Origin of the sequence: Streptomyces sp. W1SF4 (assembly GCF_003950035.1) — a bacterium.
In the GTDB taxonomy this organism is placed as follows: Bacteria; Actinomycetota; Actinomycetes; order Streptomycetales; family Streptomycetaceae; genus Streptomyces; species Streptomyces racemochromogenes.
This window is the reverse complement of record NZ_CP034350.1, coordinates 3,628,036-3,648,234: the sequence shown is the minus strand read 5'-3', so window position 1 is coordinate 3,648,234 and position 20,199 is coordinate 3,628,036. Positions and strand designations below refer to the sequence as shown.

Annotated in this window: 18 protein-coding genes and 1 riboswitch; of the genes, 4 read left to right on the top strand and 14 right to left on the bottom strand. The window is 74.3% G+C overall.

The genetic code is table 11. The features are described 5' to 3' along the window. Positions 1-16: 16 nt before the first annotated feature. Positions 17-2,221, bottom strand: a complete 2,205-nt coding sequence (locus tag D1J60_RS16985; RefSeq protein ID WP_125821667.1) for a SpoIIE family protein phosphatase — start codon at positions 2,219-2,221, stop codon at positions 17-19. Positions 2,222-2,357: 136 nt separating this feature from the next. On the opposite strand from D1J60_RS16985, the gene aspS reads away from it, so the two are divergent. After that, positions 2,358-4,175, top strand: a complete 1,818-nt coding sequence (gene aspS, locus D1J60_RS16980; protein ID WP_125595446.1) for an aspartate--tRNA ligase — start codon at positions 2,358-2,360, stop codon at positions 4,173-4,175. A 118-nt stretch (positions 4,176-4,293) separates the two neighbouring features. Here aspS and D1J60_RS16975 read toward each other — a convergent pair whose 3' ends face one another. Beyond that, positions 4,294-6,198 carry a VWA domain-containing protein gene (locus D1J60_RS16975; protein WP_125821666.1) on the bottom strand — a complete coding sequence of 635 codons (1,905 nt, stop codon included), beginning with the start codon at positions 6,196-6,198 and terminating at the stop codon, positions 4,294-4,296. A 298-nt stretch (positions 6,199-6,496) separates the two neighbouring features. Between D1J60_RS16975 and D1J60_RS16970 the strand changes: the two genes are divergently transcribed. Next, positions 6,497-8,599 carry a PhoX family phosphatase gene (locus D1J60_RS16970; protein ID WP_125821665.1) on the top strand — a complete coding sequence of 701 codons (2,103 nt, stop codon included), beginning with the start codon at positions 6,497-6,499 and terminating at the stop codon, positions 8,597-8,599. Positions 8,600-8,621: 22 nt separating this feature from the next. Here D1J60_RS16970 and D1J60_RS16965 read toward each other — a convergent pair whose 3' ends face one another. From D1J60_RS16965 to D1J60_RS16950, 4 genes are all read right to left on the bottom strand, one after another. Further along, a complete protein-coding gene (locus tag D1J60_RS16965) occupies positions 8,622-9,878 on the bottom strand; it encodes a HAMP domain-containing sensor histidine kinase (RefSeq protein ID WP_164720913.1) in 1,257 nt (418 codons plus the stop codon). Next, entirely contained in the window at positions 9,866-10,573 is a 708-nt protein-coding gene (locus D1J60_RS16960) for a hypothetical protein (protein ID WP_125821664.1), read from the bottom strand. The genes D1J60_RS16965 and D1J60_RS16960 overlap by 13 nt, the downstream gene beginning before the upstream one ends. A gap of 152 nt (positions 10,574-10,725) precedes the next feature. Further along, the gene (locus D1J60_RS16955) at positions 10,726-12,726 is read right to left on the bottom strand and encodes an FUSC family protein (RefSeq protein WP_241253298.1); all 2,001 of its coding nucleotides are present in this window, start codon (positions 12,724-12,726) and stop codon (positions 10,726-10,728) included. 71 nt (positions 12,727-12,797) lie between these two features. Further along, entirely contained in the window at positions 12,798-13,625 is an 828-nt protein-coding gene (locus tag D1J60_RS16950) for a hypothetical protein (RefSeq protein ID WP_125599005.1), read from the bottom strand. Between the two features lie 163 nt (positions 13,626-13,788). Between D1J60_RS16950 and D1J60_RS16945 the strand changes: the two genes are divergently transcribed. Then, a complete protein-coding gene (locus D1J60_RS16945; protein ID WP_125599001.1) occupies positions 13,789-14,202 on the top strand; it encodes a hypothetical protein in 414 nt (137 codons plus the stop codon). Between the two features lie 79 nt (positions 14,203-14,281). Here D1J60_RS16945 and D1J60_RS16940 read toward each other — a convergent pair whose 3' ends face one another. The 7 genes from D1J60_RS16940 to D1J60_RS16910 all read right to left on the bottom strand — a co-directional run bounded on the left by D1J60_RS16940 (position 14,282) and on the right by D1J60_RS16910 (position 18,321). Then, positions 14,282-14,515 (bottom strand): hypothetical protein, encoded by a 234-nt coding sequence (locus tag D1J60_RS16940; protein ID WP_125821663.1) that lies wholly within the window; start codon positions 14,513-14,515, stop codon positions 14,282-14,284. A gap of 58 nt (positions 14,516-14,573) precedes the next feature. Then, positions 14,574-14,930: a hypothetical protein gene (locus D1J60_RS16935; RefSeq protein WP_125598994.1), complete on the bottom strand. Its 357-nt coding sequence runs from the start codon at positions 14,928-14,930 to the stop codon at positions 14,574-14,576. A 90-nt stretch (positions 14,931-15,020) separates the two neighbouring features. Next, on the bottom strand, positions 15,021-15,605 hold the full coding sequence (locus tag D1J60_RS16930; RefSeq protein WP_125598991.1) for a class F sortase: 585 nt from the start codon (positions 15,603-15,605) through the stop codon (positions 15,021-15,023). A 227-nt stretch (positions 15,606-15,832) separates the two neighbouring features. Continuing rightward, positions 15,833-16,843 carry a helix-turn-helix domain-containing protein gene (locus D1J60_RS16925; RefSeq protein ID WP_125824063.1) on the bottom strand — a complete coding sequence of 337 codons (1,011 nt, stop codon included), beginning with the start codon at positions 16,841-16,843 and terminating at the stop codon, positions 15,833-15,835. Between the two features lie 164 nt (positions 16,844-17,007). Beyond that, positions 17,008-17,253: a hypothetical protein gene (locus D1J60_RS16920; protein WP_125598988.1), complete on the bottom strand. Its 246-nt coding sequence runs from the start codon at positions 17,251-17,253 to the stop codon at positions 17,008-17,010. Between the two features lie 48 nt (positions 17,254-17,301). Then, positions 17,302-18,063 carry a CbtA family protein gene (locus D1J60_RS16915; RefSeq protein ID WP_125821662.1) on the bottom strand — a complete coding sequence of 254 codons (762 nt, stop codon included), beginning with the start codon at positions 18,061-18,063 and terminating at the stop codon, positions 17,302-17,304. Between the two features lie 42 nt (positions 18,064-18,105). Continuing rightward, on the bottom strand, positions 18,106-18,321 hold the full coding sequence (locus D1J60_RS16910) for a CbtB-domain containing protein (protein WP_125813272.1): 216 nt from the start codon (positions 18,319-18,321) through the stop codon (positions 18,106-18,108). A 37-nt stretch (positions 18,322-18,358) separates the two neighbouring features. Next, positions 18,359-18,504: riboswitch (cobalamin riboswitch) on the bottom strand. 60 nt (positions 18,505-18,564) lie between these two features. On the opposite strand from D1J60_RS16910, the gene D1J60_RS16905 reads away from it, so the two are divergent. Then, on the top strand, positions 18,565-19,008 hold the full coding sequence (locus D1J60_RS16905) for a histidine phosphatase family protein (protein ID WP_125598979.1): 444 nt from the start codon (positions 18,565-18,567) through the stop codon (positions 19,006-19,008). A gap of 76 nt (positions 19,009-19,084) precedes the next feature. Here D1J60_RS16905 and pucL read toward each other — a convergent pair whose 3' ends face one another. Further along, the gene (gene pucL / locus D1J60_RS16900; protein WP_125598976.1) at positions 19,085-20,002 is read right to left on the bottom strand and encodes a factor-independent urate hydroxylase; all 918 of its coding nucleotides are present in this window, start codon (positions 20,000-20,002) and stop codon (positions 19,085-19,087) included. Positions 20,003-20,199 lie beyond the last annotated feature (197 nt).

Genomic DNA, 20,199 nt, shown 5'->3' with positions numbered 1-20,199 from the left:
GCTTGCGGGAGGGCGGCTACCCGGTCTCGTCGGCGGGCTTGGAGCGTTCGTACAGCTCGAACCAGATCGACTTGCCCGCGCCCCTGGGGTCCACGCCCCAGGTGTCGGCGAGCATCTCCATCAGCAGCACGCCACGCCCGCTGGAGGCCATCTCGCCGGGGTGCCGCTTGTGCGGCAGCTCGTCGCTGCCGTCGGCGACCTCCACGCGCAGCCGGCGGGTGCCCAGCTCGCCGGCCGCCTCCGCGACCAGCAGGGCGTCCCCGTCGGTGTGCACCAGCACGTTGGTCACCATCTCGGAGACCATCAGCACCGCCGAGTCCACCTGCTCCGGGTCCGCCCAGTCGTGCAGCAGCTCCCGGATCTGGCGGCGGGCGCCCGCGATCCGCTCGGGTTCGGCCTGGGCGACGGTCAGCACCGTGCGCCGGGCCGGCCGGGCCGGGTGCGTGCGGTCGGTCCCGCAGCCGCAGCCGGGGCCCTCGCGGCAGAGCAGCACCACGGCTATGTCGTCCTCGCGGCGGTCGGCGAGCGGACCGGTGGTGTGGTGCGAGGAGGGCCCGTGCACGGCCTGGACCAGCAGGTCGGCGAGGTGCTCCAGGTGTCCGGCGGTGAGGTCGGCGCCGGGCCCGTACGTCTCGGCGTCGGCCTCCAGGATGGCCCGCAGCCGGGCCCAGCCGGTGTCGAGGTCGTGCCCGCCGGTCTCGATGAGCCCGTCGGTGCACAGCATCATCGTCTCGCCGGGCTCCAGGGTGAACCGGGTCGTCGGGTAGTCGGTGTCGGGGACGATCCCGAGCGGGAGGCCACCGGCGGTGGGCCGCATCAGGACGGTGCCGTCCGTCATCCGGACCACCGGGTCGGGGTGGCCGGCGCGGGCCACCTCCAGCGTGCCGGTCTCCGGGTCGCACTCCACGTACAGGCAGGTCGCGAAGCGGGGGCTGAGGTAGTCGGACTCGCCGCCGGGGCCGTGTTCGCCGGCCTCCGCCCCGGCCTCCTCCTCCTGGGAGGAGCAGAGTCCGGCGAGGAAGCGGGAGGCCCGGGAGAGCACCGCGTCGGGCCGGTGGCCCTCGGAGGCGTACGCCCGTACCGCGATCCGCAGCTGGCCCATCAGGCCTGCGGCCCGTACGTCGTGCCCCTGGACGTCCCCGATGACCAGCGCGAACCGTCCCGACGGCAGCGGGATCATGTCGTACCAGTCGCCGCCCACCTGGAGGCCGCCGCCGGTGGGGACGTAGCGCGCCGCGAGGGTCATGCCGGGGATCTCGGGCCCGAGCTGCGGCATCATCGACCGCTGGAGTCCGGTGGTCAGCTCGCGCTCGGACTCGGCGACGCCGGCCCGCTGGAGGGCCTGGGCGAGCATCCGGGCGACCGTCGTCAGCACGGACCGCTCGTCGGGCGAGAAGGTCACCGGCTGCTTGAAGGCGGCCATCCAGGCCCCCATGGTCCGTCCCGCCACGATCAGCGGCAGGAAGGCCCAGGAGACCCGGCCGAAGGGCTCGGCGAGCGGCCAGGTGGCGGGGAAGCGCCGCTCGTACTCCTCCGGGGTGGGCAGGTAGATCGCCCGGCCGGTGCGGACGACCTCGGCGGCCGGGTAGGCGGTGTCCAGGACCATGTCCGTGAAGGGGGCCTCGTCGCCGGGGGCGTGCCCGTGGTGGCCGATGACCGACAGCTTCTCGCCCGCCACCCCGAAGACCGCCAGCCCGTCGGGGCTGAAGCCCGGCATGGACAGCGAGGCCGCCACCCGCAGCACCTCGGCCGTGGACCGGGCCTCGGCGAGCGCCCGGCCGGCGTCGAGCAGGAACGCCTCGCGGGAGCGCCGCCAGTCGCCGGTGATCGGGGTGTGGACGGCGGTGGTGCCGGGCTGCGGCTCGGCGATCTCCTGGATGGTGCCGATCAGCTCGTAGTCGACGCGGCCCTCGGGGGTCCGGTTCTCCACGGGTTTGGAGCGGCTGCGCACGGTGCGCAGCACGCGCCCGTCCTCGTCCATGATCCGCAGCCGTGCCTCGGCGAGGGTGCCCTCGGCGACGGCGAGGTTGACGATGCCGTTGATCTCGTTCCAGTCGACCGGGTGGAAGCGGGAGCGCACCGCGACCTCGGGCAGCACGACGGGCTCGGCGGGCAGGCCGAGCAGCCGGGCGGCCTCGCCGTCGAGGGTGACCGTCCCGGAGGCGTTGTCCCATCGCCACAGGCCCGTCGCGATGGCGGCCAGGACGTCCTCGGTGCGCACCCGGTCATCTTTACAGGTGATCCCGTCGGCGTGCCTCTTCGGGAGCCCGCTCGGGCGCGCCCGCGCGGTGCCCCGCCCGGACGGTAACCTTGGGAGGGTTGAATCCACCCTGGTATCGCGTAGAACTGGATGACTGATGCATCGGTACAGGTCCCACACGTGCGGCGAGCTCCGTGCCTCTGACGTCGGCACCGACGTCCGGCTGAGCGGCTGGCTGCACAATCGTCGAGACCTGGGCGGCATCCTCTTCATCGATCTGCGCGACCACTACGGCATCACGCAGCTCGTCGCCCGCCCCGGCACCGCGGCCGCCGACGTCCTGGACAAGCTGTCCAAGGAGACGGTCGTCCGGATCGACGGCAAGGTCGTCTCCCGCGGCACCGAGAACGTGAACCCCGACCTGCCGACCGGCGAGATCGAGATCGAGGCCGCCGAGGTCGAGGTGCTCGGCGCGGCCGCCCCGCTGCCCTTCACGATCAACACCGACGACGGTGTGAACGAGGAGCGCCGCCTGGAGTACCGCTTCCTCGACCTGCGCCGCGAGCGCATGCACCGCAACATCATGCTGCGCTCGGCGGTCATCGCCTCCATCCGCTCGAAGATGGTGGCCCTCGGCTTCAACGAGATGGCGACCCCGATCCTCACCGCGACCTCCCCCGAGGGCGCCCGTGACTTCGTCGTCCCGTCCCGCCTGAACCCGGGCAAGTTCTACGCCCTGCCGCAGGCCCCGCAGCAGTTCAAGCAGCTGCTGATGATCTCGGGCTTCGACCGCTACTTCCAGATCGCGCCCTGCTTCCGCGACGAGGACGCCCGCGCGGACCGTTCGCCGGGCGAGTTCTACCAGCTCGACGTGGAGATGTCCTTCGTCGAGCAGGAGGACGTCTTCCAGCCGATCGAGAAGCTGATGACCGAGCTCTTCACCGAGTTCGGCGGCGGCCGCCCGGTCACCTCGCCGTTCCCGCGGATCCCGTTCCGCGAGTCGATGCTGAAGTACGGCAACGACAAGCCCGACCTGCGCGCGAAGCTGGAGCTCGTCGACATCACCGACGTGTTCGAGGGCTCGGAGTTCAAGGCGTTCGCCGGCAAGCACGTCCGTGCGCTGGCCGTCCCGGACACCGCCGCGCAGCCGCGAAAGTTCTTCGACGGCCTCGGCGAGTACGCGATCTCCCTGGGCGCCAAGGGCCTGGCGTGGGTCCGCGTCGGCGAGGACGGTTCGCTGACCGGCCCGATCGCCAAGTTCCTCACCGAGGAGAACGTCAAGGTCCTCACCGAGCGCCTGGGCCTGGCGGCCGGGCACGCGGTGTTCTTCGGCGCGGGCGAGTTCGACGAGGTCTCCAAGATCATGGGCCCGGTCCGGGTCGAGGCCGCCAAGCGCGCGGGCCAGTTCGAGGAGAACGTCTTCCGCTTCTGCTGGATCGTCGACTTCCCGATGTACGAGAAGGACGAGGAGACCGGCAGGATCGACTTCTCGCACAACCCCTTCTCGATGCCGCAGGGCGGCATGAAGGACCTGGAGGAGAAGGACCCGCTCGACATCCTGGCCTGGCAGTACGACATCGTCTGCAACGGCATCGAGCTGTCCTCCGGCGCCATCCGCAACCACGAGCCCGAGGTCATGCTGAAGGCCTTCGAGATCGCCGGTTACGAGGCCGAGACCGTCGAGCGCGAGTTCGCCGGCATGCTGCGCGCCTTCCGCCTCGGCGCCCCGCCGCACGGCGGCATCGCCCCGGGCGTGGACCGCATCGTGATGCTGCTGGCCGACGAGCCGAACATCCGCGAGACCATCGCCTTCCCGCTGAACGGCAACGCCCAGGACCTGATGATGGGCGCGCCGACGGTGCTGGAGGAGTCCCGCCTGCGCGAGCTGAACATCGCCCTGCGCAAGCCGGTCGAGACGAAGGCCGCTGAGGCGAAGCCGGTCGCGGAGGCGGTCCACCCGGACGCCGCGCGCTGACGCTGCCGTAGCCGCTGCCGCTGCCGCTGCCGCTGCCGCTGCTGTAGCGGGAAGGGCCCGGGATCCTCGCGGATCCCGGGCCCTTCGTCGTCGCGCCTGCCGGCGTTGCGCCGCGCGGTCAGAACCGGTCGAGGATGCCCTTGAGGAGGGCGGCGGAGGTCAGCTCCGCGGGGGCCGGGCCGGCGTGGAAGAAGCCGGCGTTCTCGGCGTCCAGCTTGCGCAGGAAGTCGAAGGCCTTGGCGTCGTGGTCGCCGAACGCGACGAACTGCCAGTGGACGCCGGGGGCGGCGGCCGCCGCGTCGGTGATCGCCTGGCGGGCGGGGCGGACGTTGTCGGGGGCGCCGTCCGTCTGGAAGACGACCAGGGCCGGGCCCTCGCCGCCGTCCTTCTGGTAGCGCTCGACTACCGCCTCGACGGCCACGTGGTAGCTGGTGCGGCCCATCCGGCCGAGCTCGGCGTGGCGGGCCTCGACCCAGGTCGCGTCGTGGGTGTCGAGGGTCAGGTCGGCGGTGCCGTCGAGCTCGGTGGAGAAGAACACCGTGTGGACGGTGGCCTCCTCGTCCAGGTGCGCGGCCAGGGCGAGGGCGTGGTCGGCGAGGTGCTGGGCGCTGCCGTCCTTGTAGAACCCGCGCATGGAGCCGGAGCGGTCCAGTACGAGGTACACCTTGGCGCGGGCCCCGGTCTTCCCCTTGGCCCGCAGCACCTGCCCGGCGGCCTTGTACGCCCCGGCGACGCCGGCGGCCCGCCGCCGGACCGCTGCCGCGGCGACGGCGGGGCCGTCCGCCTGCGGCGACGCTTCCTCGGTCTCCGGCTCCGCCTCGGCCAGTGCGGCGACGGGCTCGGCCGTCTGGGCCTCCGGCTCCGGGGCGGCGGGCTCGGCCGTCTGGGCCTCCGGCTCCGGGGCGGCGGGCTCGGCCGTCTCGGCCTTCGGCTCCGCGGCGGCGGGCTCGGCCTCGGCGGCCGGCTCCTCCTGCGCCTGCGGTGCGGGCTCTTCGGCGGCGGGGGCCGCCTGGGCCTCGGGCTGCGCGGCGGTCTCCGGCTCGGCCTGGGCGGCGACGGGTTCGTCCTGCGCCTGCGGCGCGGGCTCTTCGGTGGCCGCGGTGGCGGCCTGGGCCTCGGGCTCCGGCTCTGCGGCGGGTCCGGCGTCCGTCTCCGGCGCGGCGGCGGCCTCCGGCTCGAGGGCGGCCTCGGCGTGGGCGGACGGCTCCGTCTCCGGCTCTGCCTCGGCGGTGGGGGCCGGGGTGGCCTCGGTTTCGGCCTCCGGCTCCGGGGTGGCCTCGGCGTGGGCGGACGGCTCCGTCTCCGGCTCTGCCTCGGCGGTGGGGGCCGGGGTGGCCTCGGTTTCGGCCTCCGGCTCCGGGGTGGCCTCGGCGTGGGCGGACGGCTCCGTCTCCGGCTCTGCCTCGGCGGTGGGGGCCGGGGTGGCCTCGGTTTCGGCCTCCGGCTCCGGGGTGGCCTCGGCGTGGGCGGACGGCTCTGCCTCCGGCTCCGGCTTCGGCTCGCCGGTGGCCTCGGCGTGGGCGGACGGCTCTGCCTCCGGCTCCGCATCGGCGGTGGCCTCGGGCTGGGCGAGCGGCTCCGCCTCGGCGGTGGGGGCGGCCTCCGGCTCCGGGGTGGGCTGGGCCCGCGGGCCGGGCTCGGGGGCCTCGGCCTCCGGCTCCGTGTCCTCCGCGGCAGCGGCAGCGGCGTCGGCGGCGGTCGGCTGGGGCGGTACGGCGGTGGCGGGGTCGCCCGGGCCCTCCGAGGCCGCCGGTGACAGCGGACGGCGGGCCTCCGGGACCGTCGGGTCCGCCGCCGGCGCCGGGGCGGCGGTGAGCACCGTCCCCGGCTCACGGTCGCGCGGCGCGGACTGCGGCGGGACCGTCGGGTTGTCGAAGGACGCCGCCACCAGTTCGGCGGCCGCGTCCAGGGGGGTCCGTTCGGCCTGGTTCGGAAGGGCCGCCGCCGAAGGGGCGTCCGACGTCTCGGGGACCGGCTCCGCAGTCCGTCCGAACACCTTGCGCAACAAGCTCCGAATACCCATGGGCCAGGCCTTTCGCATGAGTGCGTGCGTCATTTGTCCGTGCTGCGCGGTTGATCCCTGCCCAGAGTGGACACGTAAGGTTATCGGCCCCTTGGCTGGAACTTCGGCAGGGGCGCCTTTCGTGGCGCCCGCCCTCCCACCCAACCGGAAGCCGCTGCCGAACTACCCCTCCGCCGGGCCGGGTTCATCCATCGTTCATCCCGGCGCCGCCGCATCGGCGCAACCCGCGCCTACCGTCGCGGCTGAATTCGTACCGACACGTCGTCGGCGCAGTGCACTCTCACCGGAGGACACCCTCGTGCGCAAGCTCCTGCCGTTCATCGGCAACCCGCATGGCAGCGGCCGTTCCGCTCTCACCTGCCGCTACCGCTGCGGCGACGCATGCTTCCACGAGGTGCCCAACACCAGCGACAACGAGTACGCCGGCGACGTCATCGCCCGCGCCTACTCCCGCCGCTCGATGCTGCGCTCCGCCGCCGTGGTCACGGTCGCGACCGCCGCCGGCACCGCCGTCACGCTCGGTGCGGGCGGCGGCCAGAACGCCAGCGCCGCCCCCGTGTCCGGCATGTCCGACACCGAGGCCAAGCGCGCGGGCGAGGCCGCCCGCGGCCTGCGCTTCAAGCCCGTCGCCCCGAACACCGACGACAAGGTCACCGTCCCCGAGGGCCACGAGCAGAACGTGGTGATCCGCTGGGGCGACCCGATCCTCAAGGGCGCCCCCGCCTTCAACGCGGACAAGCAGAGCGCCGCCGCACAGGCCGGCCAGTTCGGCTACAACAACGACTTCCTCAGCCTGCTCCCGCTCGACGGCGCGTACGAGCGCCGGCAGCTGCTCGTGGCCAACCACGAGTACACGGACGAGAACCTCATGTTCAAGGGCTACGACCCGGCGAACCCCACCCGCGAGCAGGCCGAGATCGCCTGGGCCGCGCACGGCCTGTCCGTGGTCGTCGTCCAGGAGGACCACCGCAGCGGCAAGCTGACCGCCGTCGGCCGCCACCGGCTCAACCGCCGCCTCACCGCCACCAGCGAGTTCCGGCTGACCGGCCCGGCCGCGGGCAGCACCCTGCTGAAGACCTCCGCCGACACCACCGGCACCAAGGTGCTCGGCACCCTCAACAACTGCGCGGGCGGCACCACCCCGTGGGGCACCACCCTCCACGGCGAGGAGAACTTCAACCAGTACTTCGCCAACGCCGGCCAGGTCACCGACCCCGCCCAGGCCGCCCGCCTGAAGCGCTACGGCGTGACCTCCGGCGCCTCCGAGCGCAAGTGGGAGCGGTTCGACAAGCGCTTCGACGTCGCGCAGGAGCCCAACGAGCCGCACCGCTTCGGCTGGGTCGTCGAGCTCGACCCGTACGACCCGGACTCCGTACCGCGCAAGCGCACCGCCCTCGGCCGCTTCAAGCACGAGGCCGCGCAGCCCCGCCTCACCGAGGACGGCCGCCCGGTCGTGTACATGGGCGACGACGAGCGCTTCGACTACTTCTACAAGTTCGTCTCCTCGAAGCGGATGATGAAGGGCGACTCGCGCGCGGCGAAGGAGCACAACCTCACGCTGCTCGACGAGGGCACCCTGTACGTCGCCAAGCTCACCGGCGACTCCCCGGCCGCCGGGATCGACGGCTCCGGCAAGCTCCCCGCCGACGGCGAGTTCGACGGTTCCGGCGTCTGGATCAAGCTGGCCACCGCCTCCCCCTCCGGCAACGTCTCGCACGTCGAGGGCATGACCGCCGAGGAGGTGTTCGTCTTCACGCGGCTGGCCGGTGACAAGGCCGGTGCCACCAAGATGGACCGCCCCGAGGACGTCGAGCCGTCGCCGCGCACCGGCCGCGTGTACATCGCGCTGACGAACAACGCCGACCGCGGCAAGCCCGGCAAGGCCGGTGCGGACGAGGCCAACCCGCGCAACCTGAACAAGCACGGCCAGATCCTGGAGCTCGCCGAGAACTTCGACGACCCGGCGGGCGACGGTTTCGCCTGGCGGCTCTTCCTGGTCGCCGGCGACCCCAACGACCCGGCCACCTACTTCGCCGGCTTCCCGAAGGACCGGGTCAGCCCGATCTCCTGCCCGGACAACGTGGCCTTCGACCCGCACGGCAACCTGTGGATCTCCACCGACGGCAACCAGCTCGGCTCGCACGACGGCCTGTTCGGCGTCGCGACGGCCGGCGAGCGCCGCGGTGAGCTGAAGCAGTTCCTGACCGTGCCGCGCGGTGCCGAGACCTGCGGTCCGCTGGTCCAGGACCGGCGCGTGCTGGTCGCGGTCCAGCACCCGGGCGAGATCGACGGCGCGTCCGTGGAGAAGCCGCAGTCGGTGTGGCCCGACGGTCCGGGCAGGATCGTCCGCCCGGCGGTGGTGTCCGTGTGGCGCAAGGACGGCAAGAACATCGGCGTCTGATCCCGCCGTGGGGAGGGGCTGGTCAGCCCGGCTCCGGCAGCCGGCCCACCGGCAGCCGGAGCGTCGTCAGCGCACCCCCGTCCGGGGCGTTGGCGAAGCCCAGCCCGATCTCCAGCACCGCCGCCTGGCCCGCCGCGATCGTCAGGCCCAGCCCGTGGCCGCCGCCGCGGCCGGGGTCCCCGGTGCGGAACCGCTTCGGGCCCTGCTCGATGAGCTCGGCGGGGTAGCCGGAGCCGTGGTCGCGGATCACCACCACCGGCCCCTCCACCGTCACCTCGACCGGCGGGCGCCCGTGCTTGTGGGCGTTGACCAGCAGGTTGGCCAGGATCCGGTCCAGGCGGCGGCGGTCGGTGAGCACCACCGCGTCCCGCACGATCCGTACCCCGGCGGGCAGCCGGGTCCCGGCGACGGCCCGTCGTACGGCCCGGCCCAGCTCCACCTGGGCCAGGTCGGCCCGCTCCACCCCGGAGTCCAGCCGGGAGACCTCCAGCAGGTCCTCGGTGAGCAGGTGCAGGGCCTTCAGCCGGTCGTTGATCATCTCCTTGGGCCGGCCCTCGGGCAGCAGCGAGGCGGCGGCGAGCGAACCGGTCAGCGGGGTGCGCAGCTCGTGCGCGACGTCGGCGGTGAACCGCTTCTCCGCCTCCAGCCGTTCCTGGAGCGAGGCGGCCATCGAGTCCAGCGCCTGGGCGACGTCGCGCACCTCGTCGTGGTAGCGGCGGGCCCCCGGTCCGGTGTCCGCGGGGAAGGCCACCCGGGCGTCGAGGTCGCCCGCGCTGATCCGGCGGGCGACGGCGGCGGCCGTGGTGAGCCGGCGGCTGATCCGGCCGGCGAGGAACACGCCGGCCAGGGCCACCACCCCGGCCGCGACCACCGAGGAGACGAGGATCGCGGTGTCGAGGTCGCGCAGCCGGTGGCGCGTGTTCGCGTACGGGACCCAGACGGCCAGGGCCTTCCGGTCGGCCGGCCCGGCGGCCCACATGACGGGCTTGCCGTCCTGGGTGCCGACCATGCTGCCGGTCCGTCCGCGGGCCACCAGCTCGCGCAGCGGGCGGGGCAGGCCGGGCGGGTCCAGGGCGACGTTCACGTCCCCGTGGGAGGTGCCGTACTCGTAGTGGCCGAGGGCGTGGTCGAGGTCCCGTTCGACGTCCTTGCGGACCTCGCCGACGACCTGCCTGGCGACCACGTCGTGCACCAGGACCCCCAGCGCGGCGGCCACCGCGCAGCACACCAGCGTGGTGGTGAGGGCGATCTTCCAGCGCAGGCTGCTCAGCGCGCGCATCGGGACCGTCCTTCGCTGAGCGGGACGTCCGTGAGGGCCGGGCAGTCGTCGAGGGTCAGCTGCGTCAGGCTCATGCTGCGCGCCTTCGGGTCCCACACGTAGTCGGAGACGGAGCTGTAGGCGGGGTTCGAGGTCGGTTCGCGGACCGCCAGGTGCTCGGCGGCCACCTCCACCCCCTCCAGCACCCCGCGCCGGGCCAGGATCCGGGCGATCCTGCCGTCGCCGCGGACGGTGTAGACGCGCAGTTCGCTGAGCCGGCCGTCCAGGTCGAGGGCGGTGATCAGCTCGTCCTGGCCGTCCCCGGTCAGGTCGTGGAGGACGCCGGGACGGACCGGGCAGTACGGGCCGCCGTCCACGGCCTGGGTGCAGAGCGCGAGCCGCCGCCCGGCCCGGGGGTCGACGAGGCGGCCGGTGCCGCCGTCCTCGGCGGTGGCGGAGGCGACGTCGGCCCGTACGACGGCCAGCGCGTCCACCCCGCGCATGCCCGGGCCCTTCGGCGGGGGCAGGCCGGGCACGACGGCGGCCGCGCCGGGCTGCTGGCCGGGGCTGGGCGGGTCGGGGCGGTACTGCTTCCACAGGGTCTCGGGGGCGTGCGCGGTGCCGAGGTCGCCGGAGCTGCGCAGTCCCTCCACGTCGGCACAGCCGGCCGCGGCCGCCAGGAGGGCGGCGAGCACCAGCGCGTGGGGGCTCCGCATGTACCGATGCTCCCCCGCCCCCCGCCTCCCGGCCCGACCACTACTCCGTCCGGGGTCCTGGCCCCCTGCGGGCCCGGCCCCGACGGACGCGGTCCGGTGCAGCGGCGCGAAGCCGGGGAGGCACTCTGGGGCCGGGCCGCGCGGGCGGCGCGTTACAGAGGGGGGAGGTGGGACATGGCTCGGGCCGCCGCGAGTTCGTGGTGGACCGGGGACAGGACCCCCGTTTCGGCGGGCTCCGCAGGGGCGTCCACACGGACCGGCATCCGGTTGCTGCGGACCCGCTCGGCGAGCTCCCGCAGCTGCCGCGCGATCCGGTCGACCTCGCCCGCCGCAGGCGGCTCGGCGCCGTGGTTGACGCGGACCCGCGCGGCGGTGGTGGCGTCCACGATGCGCTCCACGGCCACCACCAGCGGCCACCACGCCGTCGCCCGCTCCCCCGTCGGCGGCGGTTCGGTCAGGGCCCGCTGGAACTCGCTGCGCACCCCCGACAGGTCGCGGTAGATGCGGCGCCGGGCCTGGAGGCGGGCCTGCCGGGCGGCGCGCAGCTCGGCGTCGTCCGCGACGGGGGCGAAGGCCCGCTCGACGTAGCGGGCGGCGTCGTCGACGGCGTCGGCGAGCCGGTCCCCGATGCGGGTGTGCCAGCTCTCGGGCCACAGCAGGTAGCCGGCGACCAGGACGATCGCGCAGCCGAGCAGGCTGTCGAGGAGCCGGGGCAGGATGAGGTCGAAGCCCTCGTGGTTGAGCTGGTCCGACAGCAGCAGGATGACCGGGGTGATGGCCGCGGTCTGGAAGGCGTACCCCTTGGCGGAGAACACCGGGATCAGCGCGGCGAGCACCATCATCACCGGCACGTCCCACCAGCCGCGCGGCACCTCGGCGAGGACGGCGGCGGCGAGGACCAGCCCGGCGGCGGTGCCCAGGGCGCGCAGGACCGCGCGGGAGAAGACCGAGCCGAAGTCCGGCTTCAGCACGAAGGTGACGGTCAGGGCCACCCAGTAGGAGCGCTCCACCTCGATCAGGGAGACGAGGGACTGGGCGAGGCCGATGCACAGGGCGAGGCGCAGCCCGTACCGCCAGGAGGCCTCGGACAGCATCATCTCGCGCACCCCGCGCCGGGCCCGGACGCGCAGCGCGGCCGGCCGGCCGAGGCGGTCGTCGACGTTGTACGGGTCCGGTTCGGCGAGGTGCACGATGGCCGCCGCGTGCCGCAGAGCGGAGTCGATGGCCCGCTCGGACGGGGTGTGCGGGGCGGGCAGGCTGAGGGCGGGGGTCCCGGTGCGGCCCTCCTCGACGGCCGCGGCCAGTTCCCGTACGGCCGCCGGGATCTCGGCGGGCAGCGGGCGGCCCCGCAGGTGGGCGGCGGGCGCGGCCTCCGCGATGGGGATCAGCACGTTCAGCTGGGCCAGCATGCGTACGAGGGAGGGGCTGCGCCCGTGGACCCGGGCCCGGCGGCCGAGCACGAGGTCGTAGGCCTGGTCGAGGGCGTGGGTGACCAGCCGGCGGCGTTCGTCGTAGGCGTCCTGGGGTCCGCCGCAGGCTTCCAGGGCGTCCGCCAGCGCCCGGTAGGTGGTGGCGACGGCGGCCCGTTCGGGCTGCCGGCCGCGCAGGGGCCAGGCCAGCAGGGTCAGCGCGAGCACGAACAGGCCGCCCGCGGTGAGCAGCAGCGGCGCGGTCCACCAGGGCCGGGGCATCGGCAGTCCGGCGCCGACGACGGCGTTGAGCAGGAGCAGCAGCCCGGACACGGAGGCGACCGTGCCGATCGAGGAGACCATCCCGGAGACGAGGGCGACGAGGGTGAGGACGGCGACGGCGAGCCAGCCCTGCCCGTAGACGAGGGTGCCCACGGCCACGCCGATGGCGCCGAAGGCCTGCGGGACGGCGATGTTCAGGACCCGCATCCGGTAGGCGTCGGCGGTGTCGCCGAACACTCCGGCGAGGGCGCCCATGGAGACGAGGGCGCCGTACTCGGGTTCGTCGAGGGCGAAGCCGATGGCGAGCGGGACGGCCATCGCGATCCCGGCGCGGGCGGCCGCCGCCCAGGGGACCGGGGCGCTGCCGGGTCGCAGTCCCGCGAGCAGCCAGGCGGGGGGAGCCAGGGGGTGGGTCCGGGATCGCCCGGTCGGTATGTGCTCGGTGCGTCGTTCGGTGGTCATTCCGCTTCCGTGTCGCCGCTCGCGAATCGGTCGTTCTGGGGAGTTCTGCGGAGGATGGGTACCTTCCGAGCTTATGGGGTGCGGCGTAGCCGGCCCACCAGCCATGCGGCGAGGGCGGTGGCCAGCCCGACGGCGAGCACCACCCAGGCGGTGGTCCGCAGGAAGGCGGTGAGCGCGTCGTACACGGCAGCGGCGGCGGGCCGGTCGACGTCGGGCGGCAGGTCGTCGAGCGTGATGCGGCGGCACACGCCCACCGCGGCCCACAGCAGGACGGCGCCGACCGCGAGCCCGGCTCCGGTGGCCAGGACCGCCTGCCGGCGCCGGACGGCGACGGCCACGGCCGCCACCGCGAGGAGCACGGTCAGTACGGGAAGCCAGACTCCGGCGATCTGGAGCACGTGGAACCCCTCCCGGAGCGCGCCGAGGTTGTCGTATTCCATGACCTTCACGGAGAGGTGGGTCTCCGGGATGCGGTCGGCGAAGGGCACGCCGTCCGCCATCAGTTCCGCCTTGACCTGCGCGATCACGGGCGCGAGGTCCACGGTCACGGCGTCCCCGTGGCCGGTGTTCAGGGCGTCGAGGAAGGCGGTGTGCGCGGCGCGGTTGGCCGTCTCCCAGGCTGTGCGGTAGGCGGGGGTGCCGGCGAAGGAGCGCAGGGCGTCACCGAGGAGGGCGTCCACGGCGCCCTGGAAGGGGCCCGCGTCGATCTGCCCGGAGAGGGCCCGGGTGGCCTGGATGACGACCACGTCCTGCACGGCGGGGTCCTTGGCGAGCGGGGCCATGGCCGCGGTGTAGTGGTCGGCGTCGCCGAGCCGCCGGTCGGCCCAGTACGCGACCGCGCTCGCGGGAACGAGCAGGGCCACGAGCACGATGAGGGCCGCCGACAGGTAGGTGCGCACGTCACCAGGGAAAGCCGGGTGCCGTCCGGGACGCCAGCCCTGCTGCTGCGTCCGGGGCCCGGATTCCCTCGGGGAGGGCGGTGCGCACCGCCCGTACGAGTGATCCACTTGCCGCTCCCGGGTGCGGGGTGTGCCCTTGAGGGTGGAAGAGAGGAGCCCCGCCATGGCACATGCGGCACCCACCGTCCCCCGGCGGCACCGTCCGATGACCTCGGCGGACGCGGACCGGCAGACCGACCGGAACCGCCTGATCCGTGCGCTGCTCATGGGCCTCGTCTACGGGGTCTGGGCGGCCTTCATCAAGCGCCAGATGGGTCCGGTCGACGCGGGCAACGTGTTCTACGGGATCCTGTGCGGCGTGATCTTCGCGGCCGTCATGTTCACCCTCGCGCGGGTGGGCCCGAAGCTGAAGCGGGAGCAGCACGCCGCCGCGTACGGGGTTTTCGCCGGCATCGCGGCCGGCTACCTCCACAGCCTGACCAACCAGTCCGTGCTGCGCGCCGCCGTCGTCGGCCTGTTCGTGGGCCTGGGCGTCGGGATCGGGGCCTTCTACCGGTACTACACGCGGGAGGACTGAGCGCCGCGCCGCCGCCGGAGCCGGTCCCCGCGCCCACTGGGAGGGTGCGGGGACCGGCGCCGTCGTGTGCCGTCCGGCGTTACGCCGCCGAACCGGCGGGCTGGTCCTGCTGCGGCTGCCCGCCCGCGGAGGCGGACTCGGGGTCGCGTCCGGCGGTGGCGGGCTGCGGGACGGCCGGGTCGGCGGGGGTCCGGTCGGCCGGGGTCAGGTCCGCGCGCGGGCGGTCCTGGGCCTCCTTCCGGGCCGGCGGGGAGAAGCGGGCGGCCTCCGCGCGGAGCATGGCGTTCAGGGCGGCGTACGGGTCGATGGGCATGGCGGAACCTCACGGGTGCTTCGGGGGTGTGGGGGGTCGCGTACGCTGCTCGGCCCGCTCAGCAGCGCAGGACCACACTCCGTACCGTCAGCCGGGGCAGGACCGGTGAGGCCGTCCCGTACGAGGCCGCGCGGGCGGGCTCGTACACGTGTTTCACGTGAAACATCCGCTGCGGCAGCCGCCGCGCGGCCGGGGCGGTGCGCACGGCCGTCCGCGGTGCCGAGCGGCCGACGGGATCCCCGGCCGGCTCCGACTGCCCCTCGGTGGGGTCGGCCGGTGCCGAGGAGCCGGGCCGCGGCTCCGCGCCGGCCGTGGCCGTCGCCGCCGGACCGACGCCGAACAGGCACAGCAGAGCGACGCAGGCCACCGTCAGGGCCCGCGCCAGCGCCGTCCGCGCGTACCGCGCACTGTTCATGGGGCCTGCATGCCCCGACACGCCGGGCAACTTTCCCCCGGCCCCCGAGAAGCCCCCGACCGGGGGAGGAAGTCACCCCCCACGGCTGACTCAGCCGCTGCGCCGCGGCCCCGTCAGCCGGGCCAGGACGGAGGTCTCGCCGCTGACCAGCCGCAGCCTGGCGAGGCCGGTGTCCCCGGCCGGCGCCGTGACCGCGTGCGGGGAGACCCGCTCGACGGTGAACACGGCCGTACGGTGGTCGGCGCGGGGGATCTCGATGACCCGGCCCCGCCGCAGCCCGGCGAGCGGGAGCCCGTCGCCGGTGACCACGGCCGTGCCGGCGGAGCCCGGCGCCGGGCCGTCGGTGTCCCAGCCGGCCGCGCCGTCACCGTCCTGCGGGCCGCCGCTCACCGGGAGGTCCACGCCCAGGCTGGGGATGCGCAGCCGCAGCGGCCGTGATGCCCGCATCGGGGGGACGGCCACCGTCCGGCGGTCCGCGGCGGGGCCGTGCACCCCGGACTGCTCCAGCCCGCGTACGAGACGGCGGTGCCCGGACAGACCCAGTGCCCGGGACGGCAGCGCGTCGGTGACGCTCGCGGCGGCGGGCTCCGCGCCCGAGCTGCCGCGCAACAGGGCGATACCGGTGCAGAGCAGAGTGACCGTCAGCGCGACGGCGGCCCACTGGGCGCGGGACATGGCGTTCCTCCTGTCCGGCTCGGGCGGCCGGTTCCTGGGAGCAGTGGACCCCTCCCCGGCCGCCCGCACATCGCCGCCCGCAGCGCAAATGACGGCGCGTCACGTCGCCCCCGGGCCCTGGCGCCCGTGTCCTCCCAGCTGGCGGCGGGTGCGCGGGCCGTACGCGCCCGATCGGACCGCTACCCCCGAACGGGTGAGGAGGCGAAGGCCCGGTTCCGCACGGCCCGTTAGAGCGGCCGGGCCGGCCAGTCCAGCAGGCGGGCGCCGATCACGGCCGTCTGGAGGGTGTACCGCTGCACCGGGTCCCCCGGGTCGGTGCCCGTCAGCCGGTGGATCCGCTCCAGGCGGTAGGTCAGCGCCCGCACGCTCAGGTTCAGCCGCCGGGCCGCCTCCGCGGCCACGCATCCCGAGTCGAAGTACGCGGTCAGGGTGTCCAGCAGGGGTGCCGCCCCGCCGCGCCCGGCCCGCAGCGGTCCGAGCGCGGCCAGCACCAGCTCGGCCATCGCCGCCCGGTCGCGGGTCAGTACCGGGAAGACCAGCAGGTCGGCGGCGCGCAGCAGCGGGCCCCCGAGTCCGAGCCGGTGCGCGACGCCGAGCGCGTCCAGGGCCTCCGCGTACGAGGCCGCGGCCCCGCCCGCGCCGGGGTGCGGGCGCCCGAGCGCGACGAGCCCCCGCCCTTCGGACTCCGCGTGCGCGAGCCGTGCGAAGCGGACCGGGATGTCGTCCCGCCCGCCCGGCGCCACGCAGACCAGCCGGCCGTCCTTGGTGGCGATCAGGAAGTCCCGGTCCCCGAAGCGGCCGGTCAGGGCCGACTGGAGCCGGCGCTGCTCCGGGCCCCCGTCCTCGTACGGAGCGGGCCCGCGCGCCACGGCCACGGCGTGCGCACGCAGCGGGTCCAGTCCGAAGCGGGCGGCGCGTTCGCCGAGGCGGCCGGGGTCGCCGCCGCCGAGCAGCAGGTCGTCGACGAACTCCCGCCGCGCGGCGGCCTCCCGGTGCGCGGCCGGCCCGTGGGCCCGCTCGTACCCCTCGGCGAAGGCGTCCACGGCCTGCTCCACGACCGCCAGCAGGTGGTCGGGGGCGAGGCGTCCGCCGAGGGCGGTGCGGGTGGCGGCGAGGTGCGCGCCGATCAGGCCGCGCAGCCCGTAGCCGGCCCCGGCGGCCCGTTCGCCGACCGCGCGGCGGGCGTCGAGCTCCTCGGGTGCGGGGGGCCGGCCGGTGGCCGACGCGTCCGCGAGCATGCGTACGTACCCGTCCAGATACTCCTCGGGTATGTCCCGCCCTGACCCCACACCAGCTCCCCGGTCCGCTCCGCTCGAAAAAGGACCGCCATTCTCCCCCGGATCAAGATCAACTTGGCCGTGAGGGCGGAGGTCCGGGCGGGGGCGCGGGGGTTGAGGAGAGGTCAGACCACCACGAGTGCCACCGCCGCCGCCCCCATGAGGGCGGCGGCGAGGTGCATCACGGGGTGGCCGTAGTCCCCGAACCAGAGCTGCCGGGCCAGTCCGCCGAGGGCGGCCAGGGCGCTGATGACGCCGATCTGGGCGAGGAGGGTGGCGGCGGTGAAGGGGGCCAGGAGCAGCAGTACCGAGTTCAGCCAGAACGGCGCGGCGCCGGTCCAGCCCCGCCATTCCCGGATCGCGTACTGCATCGCCGGATCCCACCTCCACACCCGTCACACGCGCAACAGGCGTCGCGCTCAACTCATCGGCTGTACAGCCTCCTTGGGTGCGGCGGCCGGGGCAAGAGCGCGTTCGGCTAGAAAACCGAAGGCCAGGCCGAAAGTCGCCCACAGCGCTGCCTGGATGGCCAGCGACGCGAGACGGAACTGCCAGATCAGCGCGGCCGGGAAGTCCGCGGGCACCTCGTTGATCGCGGGCAGCAGCGCGTACGAGACGCCCACCGCCGCCACGAAGGCCAGCGCGGCGACGACCGAGGCGTTCCAGTTGCCCAGCCGCGGCGCCAGCCGCCGCCCGAGGACCGTCGCGCCCGCCGCGAGGAGCGCGCTCAGGGCGATCATCAGCAGGTAGAGGGCGGTCCGCCGGGCGGCCGTGTCGGGGTCCCCGACGGCCGGCGGGTTGGCGGGGTACTTGAAGAACGGCACCAGGGTCACGGTGACGAACAGGGCGCCGGTGACCAGGGCCGCCGTGGCCCGGGCGCCGAAGTGGCCGATGCGGCCCAGGGCGAAGCAGTAGACGAGCGCGGCGATGCCGCCGAGGGCGACCCCGTACAGCAGGACGCCGGTGCCGAGGCCGGCCGTGGCCTGGAGGGCCCGGCTGACCGGAGCGTCCTCGGCGCCGTGGTCATGGCCGGCCGCGAGATGGCCGGCCTCCTCGATGGCGATCGCCGCGTCCACCTTGGACTCGCCGAGGAGGTACGCGACGAGGAAGGCGGCGACACCCGCGAGCAGGCCGGCCAGCATGCCCCGCACCAGCAGGACGCGGGGGGAGACGGTGTTCACGCATGAACCCCTTGGGTGATCGTGAGGGAGATCGGGAGGGGGTCAGTGGCAGGGGAAACCGAGCAGGTGACGGCCGTCGTGCAGCCACTCGTGGACGGTCTCGCCCTGGAACACGGCGGTGGCGCCCTGCTCGATGCCGACGAAGTACAGCAGGACGAGGGCCAGGACCGCGGCGAAGGCGGCCCAGGGCGCCAGCGCGGAGAGGGAGATGGGGGCGACGGCGGCGGGGGCCGAAGCGGACACGGCGGTGTGGGCCATGGCAGAACCTCCAGGGGGAACACGCGTCCCGGTCAGTGGTGCTCTGTACGAAGGCGGCGGGTCTGACTTCCCTCCCCGGGGTACCGCGGGAGGACTCACAGTGGCGCGACCGTGCCGGATTCTCACCGGTGCTTCCGCCATGCCTTCGTCATGTCGTCCGAGACCGTACCGCGCCTGTGGCTTGAACACCACGGCGCGTGGCCGCCGTTCCGCGCCCCCGGGCGTGCGCTCTACGCTCCCCGCATGCCCTCCGTACGCGTACACCTCACCACGCCCCCGCTCGACGAAGCCGCCCGCCAGGGCCGGTTCGGGTACGGGGAGCCGTGCCCCGGCCACCCGGGCCTCGCCGGGCCGGCCATGGGGGACTGGGCCGGCCGCACCCTCGAAGAGGTGGCCGCCGCGGACCCGGAGGGCATCCGGCGCTGGCTCACGGACCCGGAGTACGCGCCCCCCGGCGGCGGGGAGCCGGTGGCGGCGCTGATCACCCGCACGGGCGGGTACCTGGCGGGCCTGGGCCCCGGCCGGCACCACGCGGTGGTCGCACAGGCCGTCGTACGGGCGGCGGTGGTGGCCGCGCTGGAGCTGCCGGCCGGGGCCTTCTGGCGGCTGGACGTCCGGCCGGACACCGTGACCTCGCTCAGCGGGCGCGCCGGCCGCTGGAACCTCCTCGTCGGACAGCCCCGGTAGCGGCCCCGCGGAAAGCCGGACGGCCCGGACCCCGCGACGCGGTCCGGGCCGTCCGCGACGGCCGGGGCGCGGGCCCCTACGCGACGATCCAGTCGGAGGTCGCGATGACCGGCTGCACGCCGTCGCGGTGCACGGTGCCCTCAATCAGGCCGTACATGCGGTCCGCGGCGAAGTACACCTCGTTGTCGTTCTTGAGGCCGAAGGGCTCCAGGTCGACGAGGAAGTGGTGCTTGTTGGGCAGGTTGAGGCGCACCTCGTTGACCTTGGGGCAGTTGTCCAGCACCCGCTCGGCCATCTGGTTCAGGGTCTGCTGGAGCGAGTAGGAGTACGTCTCCGCGAAGGCCTCCAGCATGTGCTTGCGGACCTTCTTGTACGACTGGTCCCAGTCGTGGGCGGCGTCGTCACCGGCCAGCGCCGAGTGCGCCCAGCGGGCGGTGACCTTGGTCGCCAGGATGCGGTCGTACGCCTCCTGGAGGGTCGTGTACTTGTCCTTGATGAAGCCGTGGAACTCGGAGTTGGTCGAGTTCATCACCGTCAGGTCCTTCAGACCCGAGATGACCTGGAGACCGGTGGTCTCGCTGTAGGTGATCTGCGCGGTGCGCACCTCCTGGCCCTTGCGGACGAAGGAGTGCTGCTCCTTGCGGGTCGGGACGGGGATCCGCTCCCAGGCGAACTCCTCGATGCGGATCTGCGCTTCGCGGATCGGGGCCTGGGAGGAGACGAAGTGCTTCGCGAGGAGGATGCCGAAGGCCTCGGGGGAGGCGATGCCGTGCTCCTTGCCGAAGGCGTACACCGTGTTCTTGGTGGTGTCGGTCGGCAGGCAGTTGGCGTTGTCGCCGGTGAGGTGGACGTCGCGGAACTCGCCGCGCAGGGCGACCGAGACGTTCAGGTCGCGGATCTCGGCCCAGGAGCCGTCGCTGCCCTTGCGGGTCACCACGACGATGCGGTTCTCGGCCTTGCCGTACTGGTTCTGGCCCAGGACGTGCTTGCTCATGCTGTCTTCCTTCGGGTACTCGGGAACACGGAGTCCGTTGTTCTGGATCCCGTACGCCCGGCGTCCAGCGCCCCGCCCTCCTGAAGGACGTCCCGCTCCCCGCCGTTCGGCCCCGCAGGACCGCCCCGGGACTGACGTGCATCCCGGTCCGTAGGTGCTGATGCGTACTGAAGTACTGAAGTACTGACGGGATTGCA